General features: G+C 39.7%; 21 protein-coding genes. 14 read left to right on the top strand and 7 right to left on the bottom strand.

The features are described 5' to 3' along the window. Positions 1–81 precede the first annotated feature (81 nt). Entirely contained in the window at positions 82–303 is a 222-nt protein-coding gene (locus BN997_RS08555) for a hypothetical protein (protein WP_042531378.1), read from the top strand. 69 nt (positions 304–372) lie between these two features. On the opposite strand, the gene BN997_RS08550 is transcribed toward BN997_RS08555, so the two are convergent. Both BN997_RS08550 and bla read right to left on the bottom strand, forming a co-directional pair. Beyond that, positions 373–2,370 carry a penicillin-binding transpeptidase domain-containing protein gene (locus tag BN997_RS08550; protein ID WP_042531377.1) on the bottom strand — a complete coding sequence of 666 codons (1,998 nt, stop codon included), beginning with the start codon at positions 2,368–2,370 and terminating at the stop codon, positions 373–375. A 12-nt stretch (positions 2,371–2,382) separates the two neighbouring features. Next, positions 2,383–3,306: a class A beta-lactamase gene (bla, locus tag BN997_RS08545; protein ID WP_042531374.1), complete on the bottom strand. Its 924-nt coding sequence runs from the start codon at positions 3,304–3,306 to the stop codon at positions 2,383–2,385. 264 nt (positions 3,307–3,570) lie between these two features. Here bla and BN997_RS08540 point away from each other — a divergent pair, with 264 nt between their 5' ends. The 3 genes from BN997_RS08540 (at position 3,571) to BN997_RS08530 (ending at position 6,378) form a co-directional block, all read left to right on the top strand. After that, the gene (locus BN997_RS08540) at positions 3,571–5,355 is read left to right on the top strand and encodes a BlaR1 family beta-lactam sensor/signal transducer (RefSeq protein ID WP_042531372.1); all 1,785 of its coding nucleotides are present in this window, start codon (positions 3,571–3,573) and stop codon (positions 5,353–5,355) included. A 16-nt stretch (positions 5,356–5,371) separates the two neighbouring features. Next, entirely contained in the window at positions 5,372–5,758 is a 387-nt protein-coding gene (gene blaI, locus BN997_RS08535; RefSeq protein WP_042531371.1) for a penicillinase repressor BlaI, read from the top strand. A gap of 89 nt (positions 5,759–5,847) precedes the next feature. Further along, positions 5,848–6,378 (top strand): GNAT family N-acetyltransferase, encoded by a 531-nt coding sequence (locus tag BN997_RS08530; protein WP_084612891.1) that lies wholly within the window; start codon positions 5,848–5,850, stop codon positions 6,376–6,378. A gap of 672 nt (positions 6,379–7,050) precedes the next feature. Here BN997_RS08530 and BN997_RS08525 read toward each other — a convergent pair. After that, on the bottom strand, positions 7,051–7,701 hold the full coding sequence (locus BN997_RS08525) for a FusB/FusC family EF-G-binding protein (RefSeq protein WP_042531369.1): 651 nt from the start codon (positions 7,699–7,701) through the stop codon (positions 7,051–7,053). A gap of 739 nt (positions 7,702–8,440) precedes the next feature. On the opposite strand from BN997_RS08525, the gene BN997_RS08520 reads away from it, so the two are divergent. The 5 genes from BN997_RS08520 to BN997_RS08505 all read left to right on the top strand — a co-directional run bounded on the left by BN997_RS08520 (position 8,441) and on the right by BN997_RS08505 (position 13,500). After that, positions 8,441–9,190, top strand: a complete 750-nt coding sequence (locus BN997_RS08520) for a class I SAM-dependent DNA methyltransferase (protein ID WP_042531366.1) — start codon at positions 8,441–8,443, stop codon at positions 9,188–9,190. Positions 9,191–9,205: 15 nt separating this feature from the next. Then, positions 9,206–9,373 (top strand): hypothetical protein, encoded by a 168-nt coding sequence (locus BN997_RS22890; protein WP_175297024.1) that lies wholly within the window; start codon positions 9,206–9,208, stop codon positions 9,371–9,373. Between the two features lie 406 nt (positions 9,374–9,779). Further along, positions 9,780–10,535 (top strand): MurR/RpiR family transcriptional regulator, encoded by a 756-nt coding sequence (locus BN997_RS08515; protein WP_042531364.1) that lies wholly within the window; start codon positions 9,780–9,782, stop codon positions 10,533–10,535. A gap of 42 nt (positions 10,536–10,577) precedes the next feature. Continuing rightward, entirely contained in the window at positions 10,578–12,143 is a 1,566-nt protein-coding gene (locus tag BN997_RS08510; protein WP_042531362.1) for an alpha-glucoside-specific PTS transporter subunit IIBC, read from the top strand. Positions 12,144–12,174: 31 nt separating this feature from the next. After that, positions 12,175–13,500 carry a family 4 glycosyl hydrolase gene (locus BN997_RS08505; RefSeq protein ID WP_042531360.1) on the top strand — a complete coding sequence of 442 codons (1,326 nt, stop codon included), beginning with the start codon at positions 12,175–12,177 and terminating at the stop codon, positions 13,498–13,500. Between the two features lie 66 nt (positions 13,501–13,566). Here the strand turns inward: BN997_RS08505 and BN997_RS08500 are convergent, their stop codons facing one another. Then, positions 13,567–14,100 (bottom strand): DUF1572 family protein, encoded by a 534-nt coding sequence (locus BN997_RS08500; RefSeq protein WP_042531357.1) that lies wholly within the window; start codon positions 14,098–14,100, stop codon positions 13,567–13,569. A gap of 372 nt (positions 14,101–14,472) precedes the next feature. On the opposite strand from BN997_RS08500, the gene treP reads away from it, so the two are divergent. The 3 genes from treP (at position 14,473) to treR (ending at position 18,400) form a co-directional block, all read left to right on the top strand. Then, positions 14,473–15,909 carry a PTS system trehalose-specific EIIBC component gene (gene treP / locus BN997_RS08495; RefSeq protein ID WP_042531356.1) on the top strand — a complete coding sequence of 479 codons (1,437 nt, stop codon included), beginning with the start codon at positions 14,473–14,475 and terminating at the stop codon, positions 15,907–15,909. A gap of 76 nt (positions 15,910–15,985) precedes the next feature. Next, positions 15,986–17,671 carry an alpha,alpha-phosphotrehalase gene (treC, locus tag BN997_RS08490; protein ID WP_042531354.1) on the top strand — a complete coding sequence of 562 codons (1,686 nt, stop codon included), beginning with the start codon at positions 15,986–15,988 and terminating at the stop codon, positions 17,669–17,671. Between the two features lie 15 nt (positions 17,672–17,686). Beyond that, a complete protein-coding gene (gene treR / locus BN997_RS08485; RefSeq protein WP_042531352.1) occupies positions 17,687–18,400 on the top strand; it encodes a trehalose operon repressor in 714 nt (237 codons plus the stop codon). Between the two features lie 70 nt (positions 18,401–18,470). Here treR and BN997_RS08480 read toward each other — a convergent pair whose 3' ends face one another. Then, a complete protein-coding gene (locus tag BN997_RS08480) occupies positions 18,471–18,881 on the bottom strand; it encodes a GIY-YIG nuclease family protein (RefSeq protein WP_244882356.1) in 411 nt (136 codons plus the stop codon). A gap of 198 nt (positions 18,882–19,079) precedes the next feature. On the opposite strand from BN997_RS08480, the gene BN997_RS08475 reads away from it, so the two are divergent. Together BN997_RS08475 and BN997_RS08470 are read left to right on the top strand one after the other, a co-directional pair. Beyond that, complete coding sequence (locus BN997_RS08475; protein WP_042531350.1) at positions 19,080–19,952, top strand: Hsp33 family molecular chaperone HslO; 873 nt, start codon at positions 19,080–19,082, stop codon at positions 19,950–19,952. Positions 19,953–19,956: 4 nt separating this feature from the next. Beyond that, on the top strand, positions 19,957–20,679 hold the full coding sequence (locus BN997_RS08470) for a MerR family transcriptional regulator (RefSeq protein WP_042531348.1): 723 nt from the start codon (positions 19,957–19,959) through the stop codon (positions 20,677–20,679). Positions 20,680–20,783: 104 nt separating this feature from the next. Here BN997_RS08470 and BN997_RS23830 read toward each other — a convergent pair whose 3' ends face one another. Then, a complete protein-coding gene (locus BN997_RS23830; protein ID WP_084612888.1) occupies positions 20,784–20,957 on the bottom strand; it encodes a type II toxin-antitoxin system RelE/ParE family toxin in 174 nt (57 codons plus the stop codon). A 173-nt stretch (positions 20,958–21,130) separates the two neighbouring features. Continuing rightward, entirely contained in the window at positions 21,131–21,985 is an 855-nt protein-coding gene (locus BN997_RS08465) for a hypothetical protein (protein WP_042531346.1), read from the bottom strand. Between the last annotated feature and the right edge of the window lie 16 nt (positions 21,986–22,001).

Here is a 22,001-nt window from a genome sequence, read left to right as displayed (position 1 = left end):
ATTTATTAACAAAAGCAATTTTTCTGATTTTCTTTGTTAAAATCGGGTAAGAGCATACATTAGAAGGAGTGATAATACATCATGCGATTGAAAAAATCCTACCTTGCAGCCTTAGGAGTTTCATTGATGCTTCTTCTTGGAGCATGTCAGGACGATGAAAATGAAGAACCGGATAATCAAGAACCAAATCAAGAAGAAAATGACAATGAAGATGGAGCGGAATCAGAAGATACAGAGAAAAATGATAACGAAGGTGGATCAGATGAGGACAAGGTGGAGGACATTTTTGAAGGCGGGGAATAAAAAACCTATCTAAAACATATTCACCTGAATCCTCTTTGCCGGATTCAGGTGAATGCTCATTTTTATTCTTTATTGCATATATTCAAAAATACTTCTCGCCTTGGATATCACATAACCGCTGCCGCCGCGGTCCTTCACATCTTCCACCATCATTACCAATAATATGTCAGAATCGTCCTCTTCAAATCCGACAAACCAGCCATTTTCGTTTCCATTATCATCTTCCTTGCTTCCTTTTATCTCCGCTGTTCCAGATTTCCCGCCAATTACCGCTTCTGGTATATACGTGCTGTGTGCAGTACCATCCGGGCTTTCGACGACCTGAATCAAATTCTCTTTTACCAAATCAGCAGTTTCTTCGCTGATAAGGTTTTCCTTCCAAACCTCAGGTTCATCCGCTTCAACCAGAGAAGGGTATAGCATGTTTCCTTCATTAAGATAGGGCGTGTATGTTAACGCAAGATGGAGTGGGCTCATCATTACCTGCCCTTGTCCATAAGCTGTATCAGCAAGCTGTACTTCATGCTCGATTTCTCCATTATTCGTCAGATTCGAAGCTGGAATAGCAAATGGGAACGGGATTTCTTCGCCAAATCCAAAAGCAGCTGCCTCTTCTAAAAAGCTGTCTTTCCCCATCTCTAAAGCTTCCTGCGCAAAATAAATATTATCAGAATGAATAAAAGCATCTCGCAGATTGACATCTGCTTTGTCATGAACACGAGTAACATAATAATCTCCCCATGAATCATCCTTTGTCCAATGAAGACCGTCAATCTGACGGACCTTTTCCGGATTGGTAATGCCGGTTTCTAATCCAATCGATGCAGTTATCGTTTTAAATACAGACCCTGGAGCATAACGGCTAATAAAACGATTTAAGAATGGTTCATCCGGGTCTTCACTCCATTTTTCCCATTGCTCGTCTGACAGTCCTCTTACAAAAGCATTTGGATTGTAACTCGGTGAGCTGACAAGTGATAATACTTTTCCTGAATTTGGATCGAGCGCAATGGAGGTTCCAGCATCCCCGTCAAACTGATTATATATTTCTTGCTGCAGTGCAGCATCAATGGTTAATTGTACATCTTCTCCATCGACAGGTTCTTTTTTGGCAAGCGTTTCTTTTACATCTCCATCTGCATTGCTGATATAAATATGGGCGCCTTTTTCTCCCCGTAATTTATCTTCAAATACCTTCTCCAACCCTGCGTTTCCAATTACATCGCCAGCAGCATAACCATCGAGCTTCCCCAGCTGCTCTGCCGATATTTCCCGGACATAGCCTGCTAAATGAGCGGTCGAAGCTCCCAACGGATAGGTACGGACGGTTTCCACGCGGGAGCTTACTCCTGGAAGTTCCACATAGGCTTCTATATCGTCTTCTTCCATTGGCAAGGTTTTTATTGGCACGAACACTTCCGGTGTTACCCAGGATGCATCCAGCGCCTGATTTATTTCTTCCACCGAAATATCCAAGAGCTCCGCCAGCTTCTCTTTTGTTTGGGTTCCTTCTTCCAGCATGCCCGGGATAACCCCTATAACATTCGCATCATCGTTAACGGCAAGTCCGTTTCCATTCTTATCCTGCAGCTCTCCTCTTTCTGCCTCTAACGTGTTGACCTTTACTTTATCTCCTGTACTTAACTGCGGAAAAATCTGTGAGGTATTCCATTTAACCAGCCACGCTCCCTCATCTCCCTGTTCTAAGGTCAGCCGGTGCCTGTATTCAATTGGACCAGCAGCGGTGTTCATTTCTACCTTATATGGAAGAGTCATAACACCTCCATCAGACTCTAACTGCTCCTTGGAATCTACCTGCGATGTCACTTGTAAATTCTCTGCTTCTATCCCATCATATATATTTTCATAGCGTTCGATAAACGCTTCTTCTGTTATTTTATTTTTTACTTCGTCAGAAAGCTGTTCATACATAGCAGAAAAATCTTTATTCTCCCAGTTGGAAAGATAATCATCCAGTACCTCTGACGGCTCTTCTTTTTTGGAGCATCCAACGATTATCAAAAGCAGCATCACCAGCAGGAGGAGAATCATTCGATAACCTTTCATTCTTCCACCTTCCTATTCTTCATTCTGCATCTGCTCGATGACACCTCGTGCTGCTTTTGCAATGACTGCATCATCGAAATCTGCGTCTTCTGTATCACGACTGGACAAAATGGAGATAACAATCGGTGCTTGATGGTCAGGCGGCCATACGACAGCAATATCATTTCTTGTACCATAGCCCCCTGCTCCACTCTTATCGATAACTTCCCAGCCTTCAGGTACGCCAGCACGAATCAATGTATCTCCAGATTCATTCCCGGTCATCCAATCAGTTAACAAATCACGCTTATCCTCAGAGAGCAAATCACTGAGCACATATTTTTGCAAGCTTTCAGCAAGTGCTTTGGGTGTACTCGTATCTTTGGTATCTCCCGGCGCTGCTTCATTTAGATCCGGCTCCATCCGGTCTGCTTCGATTGTTTCGTCACCAATTTCTCTTAATCTTTCTTCCAGTCCATCCGGTCCTCCTAATTCTTCCAATAACAAATTTCCAGCTGTATTATCACTGTAGCGAATAGCAGCCTCCATGATTTCTTTTAATTTCATTCCATCATCTACATGATTTTCTGTCACAGGAGAATAAGTTACTAACTCATCCTCCGTATACGTAATGACTTTCTCCAAGTCTTCCCTTGATGCGGTTTGTAAAATGGCAGCAGCTGCTAAGACCTTGAACGTAGAAGCATAAGCAAACCTTTCATCCGCGCGATAAGCAACAGTCTGATTTGTTTCCGTATCTATCGCATATACGCCAAGTCTTGTATCAAATTCATCCTCCAGCTCTTTAAAAACTTCTTCACTTTGCGTTTCACGCTCCGCAGCTTCAGGATTTTTATCACTGTTTCCCGCTTCATTGGAACAGCCTGCTAACCCTATCACAGCAATCAATAACAATAAGGCCAATCCTTTTTTATTAAAAATACCTTGAATATACATCGTTTAAATTCCTCCTAAACATTCTTTTTGACTACAACTGTAATACAATACTACATATGTAGTCCTCATATGTCAATTCCTATTTTTCCATTCTTATTCAACGTTTGATAACTTTACCTCAGCGTGCTAAACTTTAACGTATTACAGATGTAATTTCAGATGCACTTATGCAGAAAGAAATATGGATGTATTTCTTTACGTCAAATAACTTTCGGTAAATTGTTTATATATTATTACCGCAAATGAAGAATGGAGACGAAAAGCATGTTTATAACAACGCTTCTTACAGGTTTCATCATTTCTTCCATTACAGTCGGATTTATTTTGCTTATAAAAAAGCTTTTCCAAAGCCAATTATCTGCGAAATGGCAATATAACCTATGGTATTTATTGCTTGCTGCTTTGGTCATTCCATTTATCCCTGCGCACTTTCTTCCTGCCGGCAACCTCTTCCATTCATTTACTGGCCCGTCCAGCGAAGGAAGTACCGCTTCGATAAATACTGCAGCGCCCGAATCCGGGGGAACCAATACAAATTGGATGCAGGACTTTTCTGTAACTGTAACGCAGACAAATACGGATCTGTTCAATGGAATTGCCGGCGGGATCTGGATTGCAGGTGCTCTCGTATTTACCGGGCTTTCCATACATGCATGGCTGAAATTAAAAGGAATAAGAAAATCTATTTCCGCGGTGGAAAATAAAGCTATTCTTGACCTTTTCAAAAGAGCAAAGCAGCAGTTAAATATCTCAAAAAATATTTCATTGGGAGTTTCCGATGAAGTACATTCCCCGTTGACATTCGGCTTGCGTAAAACCTTTGTTGTGCTGCCGGCGAATTTTGAAGAATGGTTATCTGAGGATGATATCAGGCATATCTTCCTGCATGAATTAAACCATTATAAATACAAGGATATCCCTACAAATTATCTGATGGTTTTCTTTCAAATCATCTACTGGTTTAATCCGTTGATTTGGATTGCATTTAAAGAAATGCGTCTCGACCGGGAGATTGCTTGTGATTACGCAGTACTGTTGTCTTTAGATGACAAAAATCATAAAAAATACGGAAATACCATCATTCATTTTATCGATAAATCTTCCAGCCCTTCGTACAATAAGCTGGCAAATCAATTAAATGGCTCTAAAAAGCAGATAAAGAAACGGATTGTAGAGATTGCTTCCTTTCAAGCAGACTCTAAATTACTGCGTGCCAAAAGCATGGGAATCTTTTTGCTGGTTGGATTATTTGTAATCACGCAGATTCCATTTGCTTCTGTAATGGCAAATGACAATAATCGTTATACTTCCTTTAAGCCTGAACAGACAAACGAGGAAGACCTGAGTTCTTATTTCCAAAATTACGAGGGCAGTTTTGTTCTGTACGATATGCAGGAGGATGCGTACCATATCTATAATGAAGATCAGAGCACACTGCGGATTTCTCCTGATTCTACTTATAAAATCTATAGTGCTTTATTCGGATTAGAAGAAAACATCATCACAACCGAACAAAGCACCATCGAATGGGACGGCACAGAACAGCCTTATGACCAATGGAATCAAGACCAAAATCTGGAGACTGCTTTAAACCGTTCTGTCAATTGGTATTTCCAGCAGCTTGATCAAAAATTAGGTGCAAACAGCATTCAATCCTATCTAAGCCGGATTCATTACGGAAACCAGGATATTTCTGACAGAACGAACCCATACTGGCTGGAATCTACTTTAAAAATTTCACCAGTAGAGCAGGTAGAGCTGTTGCAGGAACTTTATACCAATCGCTTTGACTTTCAGGAAGAGCATATCCAAGCTGTCAAAGAGGCCCTGCAAATGGACCAAAAAGACGGTGCTGCTCTCTACGGAAAAACGGGAACAGGTAATGTAAACGGCAAGGATATCAATGGCTGGTTTGTCGGATTTGTTGAAACAGAAACAAACACGTATTTCTTCGCAACAAATGTACAGGACGAAGATAATGCCTCTGGAAGTATAGCAACAGAAATAACCTTAGCGATTTTAAAAGATAAACAAATTTATGAGGAATAAAACCGGGGTGAGGAACATGACGGAGAAAGTACCAAGTATTTCTGAAGCAGAATGGGAAGTAATGAATGTCCTGTGGGAAAAATCACCGCAAACAGCAAATGATGTGATTACCTCCCTGCAGGGGCAAAAAGATTGGAAGGCGAAAACCGTACGCACATTGTTAGATCGGTTAGTGCAGAAAGGCGTTGCCGGTGTAAATAAAGAACAGCGGGTCTATACCTTTTACCCCCTTTATTCACAGGATGAGTGCCAGCGTGCCGAAGCGGAATCCTTTATCAAGCGAATCTATGGCGGCACGGTAAAATCCATGCTTGTACAGTTTATTGAAGAAGATTCTTTGTCTGAAGAAGAAATTGAAGAATTAAAATCGATTTTGGATGAAAAACCGAAAAAGAAAAAGTAAATTAACCAGAAAACCTTGAAGGGACTGAATGATGCGCAGATAGCAATACTTTTTACAATAGATTTAAATGATTATTGGAGGTAAAAGTATTGAAAGAAGAACTATTCACAAAAAGATTAGTCTTGAGAAAAATGCAGACATCTGACGCCAATGCTCTATTTCATATTTGGTCTGACCCGGCAGTAGCAGCATTTATGAATATCTCTGCTTTCACACACGAATCGCAGGCCATAGAAATGATTAACACATTGAATGAATTAGCTGAAACCAATCAAGCCATCCGCTACAGCGTGATTGATTTGGATTCACAGGAAATTATCGGCAGCTGCGGCTTCAATGCTATCGACCTTGAAAATGCCCGGGTTGAGATTGGCTATGATATTGCGAAAGCGCATTGGGGAAATGGATATGCTCCTGAGTCAATCCAGGTACTGATCCATGAAGCTTTTGAGAATTTGGGAATAAATCGGATCGAAGCGAAAGTGGAGCCTGCAAATGTGAATTCGGTGAAAGTCCTGAAAAAACTGGGATTCAGCTTTGAAGGAACATTACGGCAATATGAAAAGGTAAACAAAGGTTTTGTTGATATTCAAATGTATTCCCTTCTGAAAAGTAATTAATCGAATTGAAGCCGTTCTAGATCTGTTACAGGATCTGGAATGGCTTTTCTTTAGCGTTTTCATTCTAAGAAAAACCAAGAAAATCACTTGGTCTTTAAAATAATGGTATTCTTTTCGAGCAGATGTCCGCTACGGGAAGTCGCTTTCCGCGGGCAACGCTTAAATCTCCTCGGAAGAAAATCGCTTCCTGCTCAGGTCTACCTGTTGCTTTTCCTGCAGGAGTCGACAACATCCGCTCTCATCCAAGTGGAATTATGTTTTATTTGCTTTTTTACAAGGAAATAAAACATAATTCTAGCGGAAGAAATACACGGAGACTCTTGTGGGAATGCGCAGTGATCTTCGATGGGGCGAGTAATCGCAAAAGCTCTTCGATGGGACGAGTAATCGCAGTCCCAGTCCCAGTGGGAAGACCCCGCAGGAAAAAAAGTGTTTTTCTTTTTTTCTACCCGTAGGGCATAAGTGCGACTATGCTTCTGTCTGCGCCTGACGGCTTGCCAATCAGCAAGTCTTCTTTAGAGGAGATGAGCTCGGGGCCCACGGAAAGCGTAGTGTATTTCTAAAGCGGCTATATTCAGCATTTTTTATATACTTTCCTATTCTTTAAAAAAGACAGACAAAGAAAGTACGCACCTTCTTTACCTGTCTGCTTTTAAATTGTTTTCATAAAAGTTACTTAGTGACTCTATCAAAGAATGTTCTTACCTTCTCTATATCCGTTACTTGCTGATTGCATAATTGACTGTCAGCGCAGATATAATTATAGTGTTTGGTAAATGTTCCGGGAACCTCTCCTTTTACGGAAGTGGTTAAACGAACAACATCTGAGTGCTGATTGCAAAGCGCACAAATACCTTTCGTTGAAGGGTGTGTAAAAGTACCCTTAAGTGCTTTAAACCCACTATCTTGCTCTATCACCATATATCTGCGTAATTTCCCGGGATCATCCCAAGCTAAATAAGAAATGTGCTGAAAATCCATCTCCTCAAGGGTTGGAAGCTTCAACTTTTTCTCCTTTTTAAATAAGCTTTTTAATTTACTTGCTTCTACTGTTTTAAATGGAACAATATAGGATGTTAGCTGTTCTAAAAAAGCTTCTCCCTCTGTCCGGTCTGTTATATCTATCAACGGTTGGATTACTTTTTCTTCTTCTTCAGACCATGTAAAGGAATCGATAACATCTGCTTTTACAATTCCGCGTACTGCCAGAATGACATTTTTATCCTTCGTGGTGGTTAAGGCTCTTAAAATTTTATGTGCCTGCTGCTCTATAAAACGATAATTCGCTACTGTTAAAAACGGCTCAATTACTTGTTTTCCCATTCGAATTCACTCCATTATATTAGGCTATTTATTAAAACTTACGGCCTAAAGAGATCATTCATTATTTATTCCGGCTTACTATATTCAGACCTCTCAGACCAAAAAGGTGCCTAGTCTAGAGCAAGCATTATCAAAGAATGCTTCCATGTCGATTCCTCCTTAAAAAAAAAGCTACAGCCAGTATATCACTTTTTCAACCTAACATTTTGCTATTTGTCTATTTGTCAAAAGCAATCTTGAACTTCAGGATTCATTTTAAAAAATAAGTTAAATATATACATTAGAAGGAGTGATACAGCATGAGACTGAAAAAATCATATTTTGCAGCACCTGGCATGGCACTCTTACTTATCCTGGGGGCATGTCAGAGCGCTTAACAGGCAGAAAGAGACACCTCACAGCAGGAGCAGGAATCGGATGAAGAAACTGCTTCTGAGACGGATAGTACGGAAGAAAATGACGCAGAATCCGCTGGCAGCAAGGAAACACCGTTTATGAAATTGATGAGAGCATCGACAATCCAATAGACGCATTGCAAATAGCTGTTGAAAGTGCCTCTTAACACAGAATGGCTTGCCTTTGTTATATAGGGCAAGCTTTTTTCGAATAACATTACTAGCAATACTTCTACCTTTTTATCCTTTTTTAGATTATTCCTCCATTTTATTATAGAATGGTAATATATGCTTCACGAATGCTGCAGTTTGAAATAAGAATATGACAGAATCGAGGGATAGGTATGTTCAAAGAGTACGGGGAACTAAGTACAAAATTATATGAAGTTACCAAACCAGTTGGACATTCATTGAACGGCGACATGGAATATTATCTTGAGAAAGTAAAAAATAGACAGGGTTCGGTACTGGAGGCCGGTGTTGGTACAGGCAGAATGCTAATCCCCCTTTTAAAAGAAGGAATAGCCATAGACGGCGTAGATATCTCACCAGAGATGCTGACGCAGTGCAAAACCAATATGCAAAAATATCAAGTAAACACCAATTTATTTAATCAAGATTTGATACAGCTTGATTTAAAACAGAAGTATAGCACCATCATTATGCCTTCAGGGAGTTTTTGTCTGCTTTCCAGAAACCAAATCGATACCTTCCTTCAAAGAATCTATCATCATCTGGAGGAAGACGGACTATTTATTTTTGATACCTTATTGCCAATCGGCTTTCAAACGGGTGATATGGAAATAAGCAATTATCCTATAACAGAGGATTCAGGGATATTATTTACAAGTATAAGCAAAGGCATCGACTGGCTGGAACAAAAAATTTCCTATATCCATAAATATGAACTGCTGCATAAAGGTGCTGTAAAGAAAACCGAAATCTCCCATTTCATTCTTTACTGGTATGGATTGAAGGAATTAGAAGGTTTATTAAAACATATCGGTTTCAGTTCCATCGATTATGACATTGGTTATGGTCAAGAAAATGACCCTTCTCTCATAACCTTTAGTGCGAGTAAAGAACATAATTAAGGGAGTGAAGTTATCTTGGAGATTCAAACAGAACAATTGATTCTGCGGCCATTTACCTCATTGGATAAGGATATTCTCGTTACTTTCCGGATGTATCAGCAGATTAATTGGGATAATAAGAAAAATCGCGTATTTAAAAAGTATTGGAATATGTACGCTGAACATTTTATAGAAGATATTTAATATAAACAAAATATTGCTCTGAATATAATGAAGCTCTCTGTGAAGGTAACCTCCTGGGGCTTCTTATTATTTTCTTCAAAAACGCCGCTCTCTGTTCCCTCCACCATAATATTTTCAATCAGCTGCTCTAAAAAGGATTTCTCATCCTCTCTAAAATCCCAGCTTCATATAAATGCTTTTTTCATTGGGACATGTCCCGGAAAATGAACGCATGTGTCAGCATGAGTAAAGGCATCCATAATCGCTTCCATCTATTGTTGTTCTTGAAAACAGCATTTAAAATTAAAATCAGTTGAAACCCCTTCCATCGCCGGCAGGAAAAAATTTATGGATAGTGAGGTGATTGCTTTTATACAGATTTTTAAATTATACTCCTTGTAAAGGAAGACTTACAGGAGTGATAAAAATGGATTTAATAGAAGAAGCAGTTAACCAATATTATGAAACATTTAATGCCACAGATAAGTCGATAGCCTCCTATATTCTGAAGCATCGTGAAGCTGTAGAGAAGATGACCATCAGGGAACTGGCTGATGCATGTCATTCATCAAAATCAACGATATCCAGATTTATTAAGAAGATTGGATTCGCGGGTTTTAGCGAAATGAAATATGCAATAAAATGGCAGGAACAAAAGGAGACTTCAGAAAAGTCTTATAAAAAAAGCCTCATCACTGATATACAAATGAATATTGAGCAGCTGCAGCATTGGGACTTTGAAGAAATATGCGAAGCCATTGAATCATCCGAGCGTTTATTTGTATACGGAACAGGAACAGAACAAAAATTGTGTGCAAATGAACTGAAAAGATATTTTTGGGTACTCAATAAATATGTCCATGTGATTGATGACGAAATGGATTTTCATGTATTAATGGACGATTTAACTGAAAACGATTTAATTATTATTATTTCACTTTCAGGCAATACGCCTTCCATGCTTCCTTTTGCACAGCGGATTGCTGCTAAAAAGATTCCATTGATGTCAATTACAGATTTAAAGAATAACAAGCTTGCTCAATTAACTGATTTAAGAATGTATGCGTTTGCTCATCCGCAAAAAAGCCATCTCGCTTTAGAGATTACAACATTTTCTACCTTTTTCGTTATGGTTGAGGCGCTTTTCCGGTCGTATTTAGATTATTTGGAGCAGAAAAAGTAACAACTTTTATCTATTACTATTTTAAGTTAGGGGGAAATACAGATGATGCAGAAATTCCAACGGTTTGGAAGCGCTATGTTTGTTCCGGTTTTATTTTTCGCATTTTCAGGGATTGTCATAGGCTTTTCGACACTTTTTAATGACCCTCTTATTATGGGCAGTCTTGCAGAAGAAGGCACTGCATGGTCTAAGATTTGGTTCATCATTGAAGAAGGTGCCTGGACCGTATTTAATCAAATGCCCCTCATTTTTGCAATGGGCATTCCGGTAGCATTGGCTGCCAAAGCAAATGGCAGAGCGTTAATGGAAACAATTATCATTTTTCTCACCTTTAATTATTTCATTAATGCGATGTTAACAAGCTTTCCTGGATTTTTTAATGTTGATTTCAGCCAAGAGGCCGGCGGTGTCAGCGGGCTAGCAGAGATTGCAGGGATTAAAACATTAGATACCAGCATTCTTGGCGCAATTATTATATCCGCTATTGCGGTATATTTGCACAATAAATACTATGATACGAAACTGCCAGACTATCTCGGTATTTTTCAAGGGTCTGCATTTGTAGTCATTATCGGTTTCTTCGCTATGCTGCCGGTTGCTTTCTTAACTGCCTGGTTATGGCCTTACATCCAAATGGGGATTGCATCCCTTCAAGGATTTTTAGCTAACGCGGGGAATTTCGGTGTATGGCTCTATATCTTTTTAGAAAAGATTTTGCTTCCGACAGGATTACATCATTTTATTTACGGACCATTCCAGTTTGGACCAGCTATTATTGACGGCGGAACTTATGCCAATTGGGCAGCAAATATGGGTGATTTCGCCCAATCTACTGCTTCCTTGAAAGAACTATTCCCAGAAGGCGGATTCGCCATGCAGGGGAATTCCAATATATTTGGCTTACCAGCTGCCGCTTTAGCTATCTATGTAACAGCACAAAAAGGAAAAAGAAAAGTGGTCGCCGGATTATTAATACCCGCAACCATAACGGCTGTTTTGGCAGGAATTACCGAGCCGCTTGAGTTCACGTATATTTTTGTTGCACCATTATTATTTGCTGTAAAAGCTGTTCTGGATGCTTTTCTGGCTACAACGATGTATATATTTGGCGTCACTGGAAATTTTGGCGGCGGACTGCTGGAATTCATGTCCATGAACTGGATACCTTTATTTAGCAATCACTGGATGACCTATTTAATCCAAATCGCCATTGGTATCGTCTTCTTCTTTATCTACTTCTTTGTATTCCGTTTTATGATTTTGAAATTAAATATTAAAACACCAGGACGTACTGATGAAGAAGTCAAACTTTATGGAAAAGAAGACTATAAAGAAAAGAAAAGCGCAGAATCCACAGAAAAGAATCTGGCTGGTGAATATGTGGACCTTCTCGGCGGACCAGAAAATATTGAGCATGTTACAAATTGCGCTACCCGGTTAAGAGTGCTCGTCACGGATCCTGAAAAAATAGCTTCTGATGAGCATTTTAGAAGCCTCGGCGCATCAGGTGTCGTTAAAAACGGAAATGCCATTCAAGTAATCATCGGATTATCTGTGCAAAATCTCAAAGAGGATGTAGATAATTATCTCGGAAAAGAAACAGAATAAAAAGTTTAGTCATGTACTGGAGGAATAAAGAATGAAGGATAATTTAATCATAACCATTGCCGGCGGCGGAAGTACCTACACACCAGGTATCGTCTCTGCGCTATTAAGTAATAGCAGTAAATTTCCTATTACAGAAATGCGGTTATATGATATCAATCCAAAAAGAAATAAAGATATGAAGTTAATTATCAATCAGTTATTGATTGATAAGGACAGACAAGATATGAAGCTGGTTGTAACAGAAAATCCAGAAGAAGCATTCACAAATGTGGACTTTGTTTTCTCCCAAATTCGTGTTGGCGGTCTTGCTATGCGAGAACAAGATGAGAAAATTCCGTTAAAATACGACCTGGTAGGCCAGGAAACATGCGGACTGGGCGGTTTTGCATACGGGTTACGCTCCATTGGCGGAATATTGGAGATTGTAGGCTATGTACAGCAATATGCTCCAGATGCCTGGATTCTTAACTACACGAACCCGGAATCTATCATTTCCGAAGCAATACGGAGAAAATATCCTGATGCCAATATGATAAATGTGTGTGATATGACCATATCCCTGGAAGAGACCATTGCATCTAACTTTGGGTACGACAGAAAAAACTGGATACCAACTTACTATGGTCTAAATCATTACGGCTGGTATAGCAAAATATATGATACGTCGTTAAAACGGGATGTTATGCCTGAAATTATTGACAAGCTGCGTCAAGTTAATATGGACGTTGCCGAATTTAATGAAGGAGATCGATATTGGGCGAAGACGTATCAACTGATGTCTGCCATGGTGAAATATTTCCCTGAGGCACTGCCTAATAATTATTTAGAATATTACTGGTTCCCCGATCTTATGGTTGAAAATGAAGATAAATACTTCACCAGAGCCAATATGGTGATGGAGGGCCGTGAAGCAAACACACGTAAAATGGCAGAACAAATCAGAAATGGAGAAACAGAAGATATTCTGCATTTCAACTTTGGTGAACATGGTAACTATATTGTAGATATAGCTGTTGCGATTTTAAATGATGAACCGAAACGTTTTATGGTTATTACACCTAATAAAGGGTCAATTCCAAATTTAAGAGAAGATGCAGTTGTAGAGGTCCCTGCCTATATCGGCGCCACCGGTGTAGAACAGCTTGCTTTACATCCTATCAATGATTTTCATAAAGGAATGATGGAAGCACAGGTTGCAGCAGAAAAACTGCTTGTGGATGCATTTTTTGAGAATTCCTATGACAAAGCCTTACAAGCATTTACCTTAAATCAAACCGTACCGTCTGCGCGAGCAGCTAAACAAGTCCTTGATGAAATGTTGATTGCGAATAAAGATTATTGGCCTGAACTCCATTAATTCAAAATATAGTGTTCTCTCTCTAAAAAGCTTTTGAGTGGCAAGAAGAAGCCACCCAAAAGCCTTTTATTTATATTTTCTCCGCATTTCTTCTAAATACGCTTCCGATTCCCCTCTAGGAATACTCAGTGTTTCCCAGTCCTCCCCTTTTACTTGTTTACCTATATAAACAATCTGTCCAACATGATAAGCATAATGAGCCAGCTGTCTTTCAATCGCATCTATTACTGTGTGTTCTTCACTCCGAATCAGAATAGTCTTTAATAAATCATCACCGCTTACTTCATGCAATGCTTGAAAGAGGACTTTCCAGCCGTTTTCCCAGGTGTTTCTTAATTCTTGCAAAGAATATATTGTCTCTTCAAATTCGTGGTCACGGTCTCTGGTTGGCTTCTCACCATCTGATGTTAAAAAATTGGTCCATCTCGATACCATATTGCCATGCAAATGCTTTACAATCACAGCAATACTGTTGGATGCTTCATTCAAACTCCAATGAATATGCTCTTCCGCCAATTGATTGATCGTTTTATCGCCAAGTTCCTTCACACTCTGAAACCTTTTGCGTACGACATGCAGATATTCTTCTTGCATCTCCATCATGCCCCCTCCTATTTGAATCCACTTTAATTACCCTCCCTGTTTTCCTGCCTTCAATATACAAGATTCACAAAATGATAACAATTTATCGCAGTGTAACTGGCTGGGACTGGAGCTGCGATTACTCGACCCACCGAAGGGTTTTGTAAGACTCCCACTTCAAGAATGGAGGGAAATCAAAAATTCTAAGTGGGAGATCCAACAGCCAGTAACGGCTCGATTCGTTCAACTAATCTTCAGCGGGGATAAAAAAACCCCCACTGAAAGAAGTTTCATTTTATCCTTCAACTTCTTATTGACAAACTTGTATATACAAGTTAAACTGTAAGCGATAACACTTGTATATACAAGATACAAAGAGGAGGTAAGACATTGAGTAAATTTACTGGCGACGCAAAGAAACTGCTGGAAAAAGTCGGTGGAAGTGAAAACATATCTGTGGTCACACACTGCGCTACCAGGATGCGGTTTGTTTTAAATGACCCGGAAAAAGCAGATGTCGAAGCTATAGAAGATATTGATATGGTAAAAGGAACCTTTACACAGGCTGGACAATTCCAAGTAATTATCGGAAATGAAGTTGCTTCCTTTTATAATGAATTCACAAAAATTTCTGGGGTTGGTGACACTTCTAAAGAAGATGTCAAAGAAGCTGCAAAGCAAAATATGAATATCATGCAGCGGCTAGTATCTCATTTAGCAGATATATTCACGCCGATTATTCCCGCATTGGTTGTCGGAGGACTGATCCTAGGTTTCCGAAACGTAATTGGTGATATTGAGATGCTGAATAATGGAACGCTGACCTTGGCTGATTCCTCCCAATTTTGGGCAGGTTTATATGATTTTCTTTGGCTGATTGCTGAAGCGATCTTTCATTTTCTCCCTGTTGCTCTTACCTGGTCTATCTCCAGGAAGATGGGAACGACACAAGTACTCGGAATTATTTTAGGTCTTACATTAATTTCTCCACAGCTTTTAAATGCCTATAGTGTGGTCGAAACATCCGAAGTACCGGTTTGGGATTTTGGCTTCTTCCAAATTGAAATGATTGGCTACCAAGCCCAGGTTATCCCGGCTATTTTAGCAGGTTTTGTATTAGCTTATTTAGAAATTGGCTTGCGAAAAATTATCCCGCAGGTTGTATCCATGATTTTTGTACCTTTCTTTGCATTACTTCCAACAGTAATTATTGCCCATGTAATCTTAGGCCCTATCGGCTGGACAATCGGTACATGGATCTCAAATATTGTATATGACGGATTAACTTCTGCAGTCGGCTGGTTATTTGCAGCGGTATTTGGATTTGCCTACGCACCGCTTGTTATTACTGGTTTGCATCATATGACAAATGCCATTGATTTGCAGTTGATGAGTGAATTCGGGGGAACAAACCTCTGGCCGATGATTGCCTTATCAAACATTGCCCAAGGTTCTGCCGTTGTCGCAATGATTTATCTTAACCGAAAAGATAAGAAAGAACAGCAAGTAACCATCCCGGCAGCAATCTCCTGTTACTTGGGAGTTACTGAACCGGCATTGTTTGGTGTTAACTTACGATATCTGTTCCCGCTTTTCGCTGGTATGGCAGGATCTGCCGTTGCAGCAGTGATTTCAGTCGGCTCAGGTGTCATGGCTAACTCCATTGGTGTTGGCGGAATACCAGGAATCTTATCTATTCAGGTACCGCATATGCTGATGTTCGCTGTAGCAATGGTCGCAGCAATTGTTATTCCATTCATCTTGACAGTGATTTTATCCAAAACAAAAATGGGCGTAGACGCGTACAAACGCTTAGGTAAAAAATAAAGTGAGGAGGGAGCCTCTCTCCCTCCTCCATTCATAAAAAAATAATTGAAACACAGCAACATTTAGGAGGTTGATTATGGAAGAAAAATGGTGGCAAAAATCCGTCGTTTATCAAATTTATCCAAAAAGCTTTAACGATACGACAGGCAACGGAATGGGCGACATTAACGGAATTACAGAAAAACTCGATTATTTAAAAGAACTGGGGGTTGATGTCATTTGGCTTACCCCTATTTACCTTTCTCCTCAAAAAGACAATGGATACGATATTGCTGATTACTATGCAATCCAACCAGAATTTGGAACCATGGAAGACTTTGAAACAATGATGGAAAAAGCACATCGACTTGGTTTAAAAATAATTATGGATATCGTTGTAAACCATACATCCACCAGTCATAAATGGTTCCAGGAATCCAGAAAATCGAAGGATAACCCTTACCGAAACTATTATATTTGGAAGGATGGCAAGCCTGGCGAGCTGCCGACAAACTGGGAGTCCAAATTTGGCGGCAACACATGGGAATATGATGAAGCAACCGGCTCTTATTATCTGCATCTCTTCGATGTTACCCAGGCAGATCTCAATTGGGAAAATGAAAAAGTCCGCGACGATGTCTATCAAATGATGAATTTTTGGCTGGATAAAGGGGTAGATGGCTTTCGTTTAGATGTGATCAACTTAATTTCTAAAGACCAGCGTTTTCCAAACGATGATGGCAGTGTACCACCAGGAGACGGACGTAAATTTTACACAGACGGCCCGCGGGTACATGAATTTCTTCATGAAATGAATCAGGAAGTTTTTAAAGGACGTAAAACCCTCACTGTCGGGGAAATGTCCTCTACCTCCATGGAGGATTGTATCAAATATACAAATCCAGAACGCGAAGAACTGGATATGACATTCAACTTCCATCATTTAAAGGTCGATTATCCAAACGGGGATAAGTGGACAAAAGCACCATTTGATTTTCTTTATCTCAAGCAGCTGCTATCCGACTGGCAGACCGGGATGCAAGAAGGCGGCGGCTGGAATGCGCTCTTCTGGTGTAATCACGACCAGCCGCGAATCGTTTCCCGTTTTGGAGATGATACAACATACCATAAGGAATCTGCAAAAATGCTGGCAACAACGATGCACATGATGCAGGGTACGCCTTATATTTATCAGGGAGAAGAAATCGGCATGACCAACCCTGGTTTTGAAGATATTTCCCAATACCGCGATGTCGAATCACTGAATATGTACAAAATAAAAAAAGCTGAAGGCTTATCTAATCAGGAAATTATTGAAATTCTGCAGCAAAAGTCCCGTGATAACTCTCGAACTCCTATGCAATGGAACCATTCAGCCAATGCCGGGTTCACAGAAGGTATTCCTTGGATCGGTCTTCCTGATAATTATCAAGAAATCAATGCAGAAGCTGCAGTGGCCGATAAAACATCTATTTTTTACCACTATCAGAAGCTTATTCAGCTTCGAAAAGACTACCAAGTGATAACAGATGGAAAATATGAGCTGATTTTACCAAAGGACTTTGCAATTTTTGCGTATATAAGAGAAAATGAGGATATAAAACTATTAGTAGTAAACAATTTTTACGCAAACGAAGCAGAGCTGGATTTACCTGAATCGATTCATCGTGCATTTACAGACAGCGAGATTATACTGTCTAACTATACCGATTCCCCATCTTTAACGTCAGATCAGATTTCACTGCGGCCGTATGAGTCTGTTGTTTACTATCTAAAGAAATAACTGGAGTTAATTGCGATGCGAAATAAATATGTCCTTATTTATCAAGAAATGGTCCAAAAAATAGAAAAAGAAACGTTTAAAGCAAATGAATTTCTTCCCTCGGAAAATGAATTAGCCGAGCAGTATCAAACCTCCCGGGAAACAATTCGGAAAGCATTAAATTTGCTTGCTCAAAACGGGTATATTCAAAAAATCCGCGGGAAAGGATCCACGGTGATTGAACGGAATAAATTTGACTTTCCCGTATCCGGGTTAGTCAGCTTTAAAGAATTAGCTGATAAAATGGGAGAAAAGCCAATTACTGCTGTTCATCAATGTGCCAAAGTCAGCGCAAATGATTTTATCCAGAAGCAATTAAAGCTCAAGGATAACCAGGAAGTCTGGGAAATTATCCGGACCCGTTCCTTCTCTGAACAGCGTATTATTTTGGACAAGGATTATTTAATCACAAAAACGGTTCCGTACATTTCCAAAGACATTGCTGAAACGTCTATTTATAACTATCTTGAAAATGAGTTAGGACTGATTATCAGCTTTGCAAAAAAAGAAATCATTGTAGAAGAACCAACAGCAGAGGACCGTGAATTATTAGATTTAGAAGGTTTTCATAATATCGTGGTGATAAAAAATTATGTCTATCTAGACGATGCGACATTATTTCAATATACCGAATCCAGGCATCGTCCAGATAAGTTTCGTTTCGTGGATTTTGCCCGGAGAGAACATTAAAGACAGGCTGCTGCAGGAATAGAATTGACTGCAGCAGCCTTTTCTCTGCCTAAATATTCCGCTGCTGATGCTAAAAACCAATAAAATCAGGCATTTCCTCACCAGAATAAAACAAATGCGAAAAACATCTGCAATCCGATGATCCGAAGCCTTTTACCGGCATTGTTCCTGCATTTTCCCGCATCAACCGCTGAAAAAGCCCGCATTCCCCTTCCAAACCGGGATACGTTTGCACAGCCTCAATTTGTAAATAAGGGCGTAAATAATCTATATGCCAGCGCTTCTTTTTGTCTATCTGAAGATGCCTGTCCACCCGCGCACGAATATTCCGTTTGGCACTGCCAGCATATACATAATACCCTTTTGGAAAATGAAATTGCCCCAGCTTGCCAATTGGAATAGCGCTCATATCTTCCGGAAGCCACGCCTTCACTGGATAAAGTGTATCTGTTTCCTGTACAGAATAATGTATAAGCTTCAACTGTTTTATCACCTCCACGGTAACCATGCTGATGAAAATACCTGAAATGTTCCTTTGCTTTCTATTCCTGTTAATTCTATTTTAAGATGAACTGTCCATATTGTAAAAGACCGTTCTTCCTTTTTACACTCTTCCAAATGAAGCTTGAACCTTACGTCACGTCATGTTTTATCCTATTATTAGAAAGGAGCGGATCACATGATAAATACAATTATAAAAACCCTTATTTTAGATAAAAGTATCCGTTTATACTTTACGGATAACACAAAAATGCTACAGGAAATCATGGAGTTAAGTACAATAAAGGATAAGACCTGCTGTTTTGCTTTAGCTAAAGCGGTTTCCATTCTGAGCCTTCTTTCCGCAGCACTGAAGGATAATCAGCGAATCAGCTTGGTTATTACATTAACGAACAAGAATCATAAAATATATGCAGATACAGATGCAGGAGGAAATGTACGCGGCTACGTCAGCCAAGCACTTTTAAAAGCATCCCGACAACAGAATTCAAACCACTCACTCCAGGACCTTATCGGGACAAAAGCTTCCATACGAATGATGAAAGGATTGGAAATGAGCCAATTCACTGGGGTTACAGATATGCCTTATCAAAATATGGACGATGATTTTGCCTATTATTTTAAACAAAGTGAGCAGACAGATACCATGATACAAACAAATATTGAATTGGACAGGAATAGCTGTCTTCTTAAAAGTTATGGAATCTATGCGCAGGCCTTGCCTGGAGCTGAGGAAGGTGCATTGGATTTTGTACGGGAGCAATTCGAAGCAGAAAACCTTGCTTCTTTGCTGCTTAACATGAATGACGCCGAGATAGAAAAGGCGTTGAACCAGCGCTTTTATCGTTCTAAAGTGTTGGAACATAAGCCAATCCAATTTTCCTGTTCCTGCTCGAAGGAAATGTTTTATGGCTTTCTGTATTCCCTATCTGCAGAAGAATTACAAAAAGCCGTGGAAACAAGCACTTCTATTGATACAACATGCCATATTTGCGGCAGAAGCTATGTATTTCACCCTTCTGAAATACAAACTATTTTACAAACGAGGTGAGCACATGCCAGATTACTGGTCAACCGGGCAATTAGCAGCGCTGACAGGACTTTCCATCCGTACACTAAGGTACTATGATCAAATCGGGTTATTTTCGCCTTCTCTCTATTCAGAGGCGGGACATCGGCGCTACACCAGCGAGGATATGCAGATGCTGCTGCAAATTCTCGTGTTGAAAAGAATGTATTTACCATTGGAGGAAATAAAGGAGATTATCCAAACACACAACGAGAACCTATTAGATACACTCGATCAACAAATTAGCCGGGTCAAAGCAGAATTAGCTGTTCAGGAAAAACTGCTGAGCCAGTTAGAATATACCAAACAGGAAGCAGCTAAGATGGAAACTATTTCTTTCCAAGAGCTGACCTCCCTTTTTGAATTGATTCGATTAAATCGTTCCGACTATTTTACAAATAAACAGCTTGATAAAATGAGAGAACACTATCTTCATACAGGAAAAAAAGCATACAAACAAGGGGAAAAACGCTTTAAAGAACTGCTTGGAGCGTTAAAAGACAAGCATGAAGATGGCGTATCTCCACAGGATCCATCCGTTCAGAGCTTGGCAGAGGAATGGCAAGAATTGATGGATACTTTTTCAGGAGGAAATAAGGACTTGATAGAGAGCGCCGAAAAGTTTTACGCTAAAAACCCACAGCCTGCTTTGCATTTTGGCTTGGACAGTGTGTTGTATAGATATATTCAAGCTGCTTTGGAGGAATAGCGAAAAGATGCACGACAGTAACTATCTGTATGCCAGAAAAGGCTGATACCAAACCAAGAAAAAAATGACTTGTATCAGCCTTTATTTTCTATGATTAATTAAAATCATTTTACTAAATCATCGTATTTCTGAGCGCCAAATAAAACGCGCATAATCAATACATTTTTGTTCTTAATCAAGTAGAAAACAATATAATTCTCAACAATAGGTTTACGATAACCTCGTCCCCTTATTATTTTATCTTTTGCCAGTTCACAAGAGAATGGAAATAGGTTCAATCACTTAATTCCCGATTCTATTTTATTCATTAATTTATTCTTTTTACTTTAACCCAACAAACTATTCCTTTAATGCTCCGGAAGATGAAATAATTTTTTTCGCACCAAAAAAACGACTCCTTTGCAACGAAGCCGTTTTTTCCTTGTTAATATATAGAAGCAAATCATACATCTTATGCTTCATTATCCTCCGTCTCTTCGTCTTCCAATTGCTCTTCCATATGTTCATCAGGGGCTATCTGTTCAACCTTGATCTCATCATCCAATACGTCCTCTAACTGGAAAAAACCTTCATCGTAATCAAAGTCTAGTGCATAATCCTCTAATTCCATACTTGTTGTAACCTCACCATCATTTGAGCTCATCTCCATCTGGACGATGACAAAGGTTTCGGTATCAAAATAATAGTCGATTTCCTCCTCTCCATCTGTGAATACGAAGTGATGCGCATCATATTCATTAACAGCAGTCTCACCTTCATAGGTAATGTCGTGCGTATCCATCATCTCGCGAATCTGATCTTCTTCCATTTGGATTTCTGCTGGATTTGCTTCCACATCTAACATTTCGATTTCGTATGCCGTATCATCACCCTCTGTATAATTGATGGAAGTTTCACTATCATCAGAGACGCTATATTCTACTGGGCCGCCATCTGTCTCTATTTCCGTACGTTCACTGACCGTTCCATCTTCATTATTCATTTGCCATGAGTACATATGCATCGTAGTAGAAGATTCTGTTTCAGCGTTCTCTTCTCCTCCCAGTTCTTCCTCCAGCTCCTCATCTAAGGACATCTCCATGGTAATCGTTGCTTCTTCATAACGCTGATCAATTCCAGACAAAGCATCTAGGGCTCCCTCCAGAAGCTCTTCTTCCTCATTTACCTCTCCCTCTTCTGTTTGATCAACTTCTGGTGTATCTGTTCCATTGCCATTGTCTTCTGCGTCATTTTCCCCTGTATCATTACATGCCGCTAATATTAGTAAAAAAGATACCATGACTGCCAAAATATAATGCTTCTTCATACAACTTTTGTCCTCC

This window comes from Oceanobacillus oncorhynchi (genome assembly GCF_000821065.1).
GTDB classification, from domain to species: domain Bacteria; phylum Bacillota; class Bacilli; order Bacillales; family Amphibacillaceae; genus Oceanobacillus; species Oceanobacillus oncorhynchi.
This window is presented reverse-complemented; position numbering and strand designations above follow the sequence as displayed.

What these genes read in the sequence shown, in the direction of transcription:
- BN997_RS08555 (WP_042531378.1), top strand. Translation starts at nt 82, where the DNA reads ATGCGATTGAAAAAATCCTACCTTGCAGCCTTAGGAGTTTCATTGATG.
- BN997_RS08520 (WP_042531366.1), top strand. Translation starts at nt 8,441, where the DNA reads ATGTTCAAAGAGTACGGGGAACTAAGTACAAAATTATATGAAGTTACC.
- BN997_RS08475 (WP_042531350.1), top strand. Translation starts at nt 19,080, where the DNA reads ATGATAAATACAATTATAAAAACCCTTATTTTAGATAAAAGTATCCGT.
- BN997_RS08510 (WP_042531362.1), top strand. Translation starts at nt 10,578, where the DNA reads ATGATGCAGAAATTCCAACGGTTTGGAAGCGCTATGTTTGTTCCGGTT.
- treC (WP_042531354.1), top strand. Translation starts at nt 15,986, where the DNA reads ATGGAAGAAAAATGGTGGCAAAAATCCGTCGTTTATCAAATTTATCCA.
- BN997_RS08505 (WP_042531360.1), top strand. Translation starts at nt 12,175, where the DNA reads ATGAAGGATAATTTAATCATAACCATTGCCGGCGGCGGAAGTACCTAC.
- BN997_RS08500 (WP_042531357.1), bottom strand. Translation starts at nt 14,100, where the DNA reads ATGGAGATGCAAGAAGAATATCTGCATGTCGTACGCAAAAGGTTTCAG.
- blaI (WP_042531371.1), top strand. Translation starts at nt 5,372, where the DNA reads ATGACGGAGAAAGTACCAAGTATTTCTGAAGCAGAATGGGAAGTAATG.
- treR (WP_042531352.1), top strand. Translation starts at nt 17,687, where the DNA reads ATGCGAAATAAATATGTCCTTATTTATCAAGAAATGGTCCAAAAAATA.
- BN997_RS08470 (WP_042531348.1), top strand. Translation starts at nt 19,957, where the DNA reads ATGCCAGATTACTGGTCAACCGGGCAATTAGCAGCGCTGACAGGACTT.
- BN997_RS08550 (WP_042531377.1), bottom strand. Translation starts at nt 2,370, where the DNA reads ATGAAAGGTTATCGAATGATTCTCCTCCTGCTGGTGATGCTGCTTTTG.
- BN997_RS08525 (WP_042531369.1), bottom strand. Translation starts at nt 7,701, where the DNA reads ATGGGAAAACAAGTAATTGAGCCGTTTTTAACAGTAGCGAATTATCGT.
- BN997_RS08465 (WP_042531346.1), bottom strand. Translation starts at nt 21,985, where the DNA reads ATGAAGAAGCATTATATTTTGGCAGTCATGGTATCTTTTTTACTAATA.
- BN997_RS08515 (WP_042531364.1), top strand. Translation starts at nt 9,780, where the DNA reads ATGGATTTAATAGAAGAAGCAGTTAACCAATATTATGAAACATTTAAT.
- bla (WP_042531374.1), bottom strand. Translation starts at nt 3,306, where the DNA reads ATGTATATTCAAGGTATTTTTAATAAAAAAGGATTGGCCTTATTGTTA.
- BN997_RS08540 (WP_042531372.1), top strand. Translation starts at nt 3,571, where the DNA reads ATGTTTATAACAACGCTTCTTACAGGTTTCATCATTTCTTCCATTACA.